This is a genomic window from Clostridiales bacterium (assembly GCA_030016385.1).
Lineage (GTDB): Bacteria > Bacillota > Clostridia > Clostridiales > Oxobacteraceae > JASEJN01.
The window spans coordinates 1-5,282 of record JASEJN010000101.1 but is presented as its reverse complement, the minus strand read 5'-3'; the positions used below and the strand labels follow the sequence as shown (position 1 = coordinate 5,282).

Sequence of the window (5,282 nt, the reverse complement as noted above, 5' to 3'; positions counted from 1 at the left end):
TTGGCATTTCGAACAGATCCATTCATTTTTTAGTTACAGTTTGCGGAAACTCAAGGAAGGAGGTAAATGAAGGAAAGGTGTTCAAATTTAACGATTTGGCCTTGAAATCGTTATAAATAAGCCCTTTGTAGCCTTAGGTTCGCATCCTGGTAATCTTCGAAAACCACCTCTGTAAACCACCAGCTTTTGATACACGACAAAACGTCTAGAGCCCAGAGGCCGCAGTGTTGCTGGACTTTCGGACAAAAAGAAAACCACCTAACGATAAAATTTCTTTTATCAATAGATGGTATCTGTTTTGGTGCGGAGAGCGGGACTTGAACCCGCACGGTCATCCCATACGCCCCTCAAACGTACGCGTCTGCCAATTCCGCCATCCCCGCATTTTTCTGCCTTGCAATTTTAGATTATACTACGTTTATAAATTCCAGTCAATAATAATTTTTTCTTTCGGTTTCCGATTTCTGTAAATGCGTTCATCATGGCTTGCTCGTAATGTATGCAGCATGCTTTGGGATACATGATTCACCCCCCACTTCTTTGTAAAAAATCCATAAAATATGTTGCAATAGTACATGATAAATGTTAAAATAAGATGATTGATAAATGAAAGGAGATGGTTGAATGAAGAAAAACAAATCGTTCAAAATTACTGCCGATGTTATTGAAGATTGTTTGAGGGAATCCCTCGATAAGGGCAGTAAAAAAGCTTTAAGCAGAAACAAGTCCTCCTTAAGATTAAAACCTTAACCGGACTTGTTTTTGTTATGTGCATCTGTATTGTGATTTATGCCTACCATTTGATTTTTCCCATCTGGTGTCATAAGTTTTCAATTCTATTCATTCTGATCACTGTTGCGGTAAAGAATATTATGCATAATATTGCAACTGAAACGATTGTTTTTGTTATATCTGCCATATCAGGCGTGCCTGCCACGGAAAGAAGCCTTGCAGGAATAAAAGCGGATATTTTTGAAATATTCATAAGTGCGGCGGATATAGCATCGACAACCAGCAGTGATATTACAGCAAGTATGGACTTTTTAAACAGGCTGCTAAAAAATGTAAGCAATACCACTGTGTATACATAATAGATCGAAATATACATAGCATATGACATTACCTTGCTGAAAGGAATAACATTCCCTTCAAATAGAGTGTATGCATAATAATAATTTATTGCAAAACCGGCAAATATCAATATTACAAGTGCAATAGAATAATGCAGCACTTTCGATAATACCAATGCGGCGGGGTTTAGGCCCTTTGTGTATGGAAAAACAAGCTTATGCTTGTAGATCTCATCGCTTAGTATTCCCATCAGCGCCAGTATTACTATGAAATACGATATCTGGCTTAGGTCTTTTATATAGTTTTGCACAGCCATATTAAAATCTATCTTGATAAGCGAGCTTATATCACCGGAAAGCTGGCCTTTAAGCATTTCGGGCAAGACCTTAAGCATGATAGGGTCGGCTATGGCAAACAATATGATACCGGCGGCCATTATAATATATTTATACTGCCTTACGGATTCGATTATCTCCTTTTTGAAATATGCCTTAAATTTCGGCATCATGCTTCACCATCCTTATAAATATATCTTCCAGGCTGCTTTCCCTTATCCTGAATGAGATTACGGGGTTGTTCAGCCTTTCTGTTTCATAGATAAGCCTTGACTTGGCCTTGTCGATATCATTAACATAAATGCTTGCGGTATTGTTCTTTACTTTTATGCTGTCTATCCAGCTTATATCAGAAAACTTGTCTTTTATTTCTCCACAAGCTTTTTCAAATTCAATATCATATATGGGCAGCGTGTACTTCTTTTTTAGCTCATCCAAGCTTGCGGATATGATTATTTTGCCTTTATCGATAATGCTCAGATGATCGCACACTCTTTCTGCATCATTCAATATATGAGTCGACAGGAAAACCGTCTTTCCCTGCTTTTTTAATTTCAGAATCATGTCCAGAACATCGAGCCTTCCCTCAGGGTCCAATGCAGATGTAGGCTCATCCAAAAATACTATCTCAGGATCGCCCAATAGAGCCGAAGCTATCCCAAGCCTCTGCCTCATCCCCCTCGAATACCGGCCTATCCTCTTTTTTGCGGCATCTTTCAAATTTACAATCTCCAGCAGTTTTCCTATTTGACTGTCTTTATTTTTCATGCCTCTTATGTCTGCGATAAAGCTTAAATATTCCACAGGGTTCATATAATTGTAAAAAGCCGGATTTTCCGGAAGATATCCTATTTTTCCGCCTATCTTCCTTCTGATTGCACCAAGATTCATATTATCCACCAGTATTTCTCCTGCATCATAGCCTGAAAGGCCTGTGAGTATATTCATCGTAGTCGTTTTGCCCGCACCGTTTCTTCCTAAAAAACCATAAATGGACCCGGACTCTATTTTGAAGCTTATATTTTTTAAAACTTCGATTGTGCCATACCTCTTTGTCAAGTTCCTGACTTCTATCATGCTAATCTTTCTCCCTTCCGAATATAAGAAATGCAAGGGAGCCTATGATTTCGCCAAGCAGTATTATCAGAAACCATGCCCACTTGGGCAGATATTTTGCCTTGTCCTTAAAAAGCCTGTACATTGAAAATATCATAAGCGCAAGCTGTATTATCAATAACGGCATTAATAGCTTTATTATTTCCAGTGCGCTGAGATTATCAAACATGGATCATCCCTCCTTTAATTTTCTTGAACAATTCGGACAATATATCCATTTTCTATTGACCGGCATGCCGCAGTTGGGGCATACCAATTTTTTTAAACTGCTGCCGCAATTTGGACAATATTTAAAACTATTCGGTACCGATGCGCCGCATTTTCCGCATGTCGTGTTTCCATGCCTCGTCACGATAAGATATATTATCAGAGACGACGGAACATTCAAAAGCCCGAACAAACCCCACAGCCAGTAATACCTTTCATATCTCCTTTTAGCATCTGTAAAAATCCATGCTGCCTGCAATATGACAAGCAGAGCCAGCAATATGATCATATAATATTTCATTTTCGCACCTCGATTCCGCCTTTTCTCAGAACCATCGCAGGTACCGCCGCTAAAGGCAATACAAAATATACGGCACATTCCACAGCGATTACCGTTTTAATGTCGATAAAGGCAGCTGCGGCAAGCAAAAATACAAAAGCAAATGATACCGCCAGAAAGAGAATCATCTCTTTTTTATCCCTTCTTTTAGCCCGGATAATTTGTGCCTTGCGTATGATTTCAGAAGCATTTGCAAAAATTTCAGGCTCTTTAAATATATCAAGCATATCCGATGCCTTTTTTGTTTTTTTACTGAGTTTAATATTTTCGCAGGATTCATAATCATCCTCTTTATGACAAGCACCGGTCTTTTTATCCCTTCTCATATCATTTTCCTTCTTTCCATTTCATCGAGTATATAATCGATGCAGTAATGAAGCCTTGACCTTACGGTCCCTATGGGGCAATCCATTATTTTGGCAATTTCTTCATATTTATACCCGTAATAATGTTTCAATATAAATACAGCCCTTTTTTTATACGGTAAACTCAGCAATATCTCCATGACCTGTTTGCAGTACATCTTGTCGATGACATACCCTTCTATGTTCACAGGCTCAAACAGGTCCACTCCATCGATCGAATCCGTTATCCTGTTTTTCCTTAAAAAATCCCTGTATGTATTAACAGCAATTTTTATAAGCCATGATGAAAATTTATAATCGGGTCTGAACTTTTTTATATTCAAAACCGCCTTCAGCATCGTCTCCTGCGCTATGTCCTGAGCATATGATGTATTTCCCGTCATTTTAATGCAATACCCGAGGACAGTATTGTAGTTTTCATTTATTAGAACATTCAAAGCTTCCCTGCCGCCGCTCTTTGCATCATTTACCAATTCTGCTTCGTCCATCATTTGCTCACCTTTCATAAATGTAACGGATCATATCAAAAAAAGTTCAAAATGGGACGCTTAAACGCCCCATATATTAAAACTCACGGCTTCTATATAATTTGACTGAAAAAAAATATGATAATGTATATATGACAAGCGCCAATATCAATACCCCCGTTACGATATCGCCTCGTGACAGGCTGTTTGAAAAGTCCATTATGGATTTTGATGCAGTATATTTCTTTGCTGCACCTATTGCACTATTTATTCCGAAGAATATTATAAAGACCATAATAAAGTTGATAATTCTTCCGGCACCATACCCGAATTTATAAGTTATTGGAAAGAGTATGCCATAACATATTGCAAGCCCTAATATTGATATTGATAGAATATCAAAAGTTATAGGTTTTAATTCTATAGATATTTTAAGCATATCAAAAGCCGCTTCCATTAAGACATACTCAATCGTGCCGATTGCTGCATATATAAATACGGATACATACCTTGCCCTTACTATAAGGGATCTATCGATGGGCAGGCTGATCAGCATAGGCTCGGCTTTGTTTTTTTCGTCACTGTTGATTGCGGTCAATATTGAAACATATGGTATTATAAAAATTGATCTTCCCGCCATCCTTTTTTAAAAGATTCATGATGAGCTTTATAGTCGTGCTTTTGCCTGCGCCATTCGGGCCTATAAACCCCATTATATAACCTCTGTCGAGTTTAAAACTTATATCCTTCAGGCTGAAATCCTTATAATTTTTTCTTAGATTTTTAACCTCCAGTATAGGTTCCACTTTAATACCTCCCTTGTCATTTAAACTATATGCGGCTTTATTCATACAGGAGCTTTAGCATCTCCTGCATTTGCTCCAAATTCAGGCCGATGGACTTCCCTGCATCAACTGCTTCGGAAAGTTTCTCTTCTACGATCTTCAGCCTCATTTCCTTCATGAACTCCTTATTTTGAGCTGAAATATATGTGCCCTTGCCTGGCCTTGTAACAATATAGCCGTCTCTCTCAAGCTCCTCATAAGCCCTCTTTGTCGTTATCACGCTTATTTGAAGTTCCCTTGCCAGGCTTCTTATGGACGGCAGCATCTGGCCTTCACAGAGTTTTCCGCTCATTATAAGATTCTTAATCTGTTTTGCAATCTGTTCATAAATCGGTTCCTCAGAGGAATTAGAAATAATGATATCCATCGCATGCGTGTCTCCTTATTATTCAGATACCCTATATATAGTAATTACTGTATATACATATTATATACAGTAATTACACATACGTCAATAAAAAATAAAATAAAACTTCAATTTGCAATTTGAAATCAGGCATAAATAGGATTATGTTATTTTGAGCGACGAATGAGTG

General features: G+C 37.9%; 9 protein-coding genes, 1 tRNA gene and 1 pseudogene. 1 reads left to right on the top strand and 10 read right to left on the bottom strand.

The annotated features are described in order from the left end of the window. Positions 1-299 precede the first annotated feature (299 nt). A tRNA-Leu gene (locus tag QME45_14380) sits at positions 300-383 on the bottom strand. A 241-nt stretch (positions 384-624) separates the two neighbouring features. Here QME45_14380 and QME45_14375 point away from each other — a divergent pair. Beyond that, positions 625-750 carry a hypothetical protein gene (locus tag QME45_14375; protein ID MDI6619815.1) on the top strand — a complete coding sequence of 42 codons (126 nt, stop codon included), beginning with the start codon at positions 625-627 and terminating at the stop codon, positions 748-750. A gap of 70 nt (positions 751-820) precedes the next feature. On the opposite strand, the gene QME45_14370 is transcribed toward QME45_14375, so the two are convergent. From QME45_14370 to QME45_14330, 9 genes and pseudogenes are all read right to left on the bottom strand, one after another. Further along, positions 821-1,579, bottom strand: a complete 759-nt coding sequence (locus QME45_14370; protein MDI6619814.1) for a hypothetical protein — start codon at positions 1,577-1,579, stop codon at positions 821-823. Then, positions 1,563-2,483: an ABC transporter ATP-binding protein gene (locus tag QME45_14365; protein MDI6619813.1), complete on the bottom strand. Its 921-nt coding sequence runs from the start codon at positions 2,481-2,483 to the stop codon at positions 1,563-1,565. The genes QME45_14370 and QME45_14365 overlap by 17 nt, the downstream gene beginning before the upstream one ends. A gap of 1 nt (position 2,484) precedes the next feature. Next, a complete protein-coding gene (locus tag QME45_14360; protein MDI6619812.1) occupies positions 2,485-2,691 on the bottom strand; it encodes a PLDc N-terminal domain-containing protein in 207 nt (68 codons plus the stop codon). Between the two features lie 3 nt (positions 2,692-2,694). Beyond that, positions 2,695-3,030: a zinc ribbon domain-containing protein gene (locus QME45_14355; GenBank protein MDI6619811.1), complete on the bottom strand. Its 336-nt coding sequence runs from the start codon at positions 3,028-3,030 to the stop codon at positions 2,695-2,697. Continuing rightward, the gene (locus QME45_14350) at positions 3,027-3,395 is read right to left on the bottom strand and encodes a hypothetical protein (GenBank protein ID MDI6619810.1); all 369 of its coding nucleotides are present in this window, start codon (positions 3,393-3,395) and stop codon (positions 3,027-3,029) included. The genes QME45_14355 and QME45_14350 overlap by 4 nt, the downstream gene beginning before the upstream one ends. After that, positions 3,392-3,925: an RNA polymerase sigma factor SigY gene (sigY, locus tag QME45_14345; GenBank protein ID MDI6619809.1), complete on the bottom strand. Its 534-nt coding sequence runs from the start codon at positions 3,923-3,925 to the stop codon at positions 3,392-3,394. Before sigY ends, QME45_14350 begins: the two co-directional genes overlap by 4 nt. Before the next feature lie 73 nt (positions 3,926-3,998). Further along, the gene (locus QME45_14340) at positions 3,999-4,541 is read right to left on the bottom strand and encodes an ABC-2 transporter permease (protein ID MDI6619808.1); all 543 of its coding nucleotides are present in this window, start codon (positions 4,539-4,541) and stop codon (positions 3,999-4,001) included. Next, positions 4,540-4,707, bottom strand: a pseudogene (locus QME45_14335) (ATP-binding cassette domain-containing protein). The gene QME45_14340 and the pseudogene QME45_14335 overlap by 2 nt, the downstream one beginning before the upstream one ends. A gap of 37 nt (positions 4,708-4,744) precedes the next feature. Further along, positions 4,745-5,113 (bottom strand): GntR family transcriptional regulator, encoded by a 369-nt coding sequence (locus QME45_14330; protein MDI6619807.1) that lies wholly within the window; start codon positions 5,111-5,113, stop codon positions 4,745-4,747. Between the last annotated feature and the right edge of the window lie 169 nt (positions 5,114-5,282).

Coding starts and splice junctions, on each gene's coding strand:
- QME45_14375 (MDI6619815.1), top strand. CDS start 625: ATGAAGAAAAACAAATCGTTCAAAATTACTGCCGATGTTATTGAAGAT.
- QME45_14370 (MDI6619814.1), bottom strand. CDS start 1,579: ATGATGCCGAAATTTAAGGCATATTTCAAAAAGGAGATAATCGAATCC.
- QME45_14365 (MDI6619813.1), bottom strand. CDS start 2,483: ATGATAGAAGTCAGGAACTTGACAAAGAGGTATGGCACAATCGAAGTT.
- QME45_14360 (MDI6619812.1), bottom strand. CDS start 2,691: ATGTTTGATAATCTCAGCGCACTGGAAATAATAAAGCTATTAATGCCG.
- QME45_14355 (MDI6619811.1), bottom strand. CDS start 3,030: ATGAAATATTATATGATCATATTGCTGGCTCTGCTTGTCATATTGCAG.
- QME45_14350 (MDI6619810.1), bottom strand. CDS start 3,395: ATGAGAAGGGATAAAAAGACCGGTGCTTGTCATAAAGAGGATGATTAT.
- sigY (MDI6619809.1), bottom strand. CDS start 3,925: ATGATGGACGAAGCAGAATTGGTAAATGATGCAAAGAGCGGCGGCAGG.
- QME45_14340 (MDI6619808.1), bottom strand. CDS start 4,541: ATGGCGGGAAGATCAATTTTTATAATACCATATGTTTCAATATTGACC.
- QME45_14330 (MDI6619807.1), bottom strand. CDS start 5,113: ATGGATATCATTATTTCTAATTCCTCTGAGGAACCGATTTATGAACAG.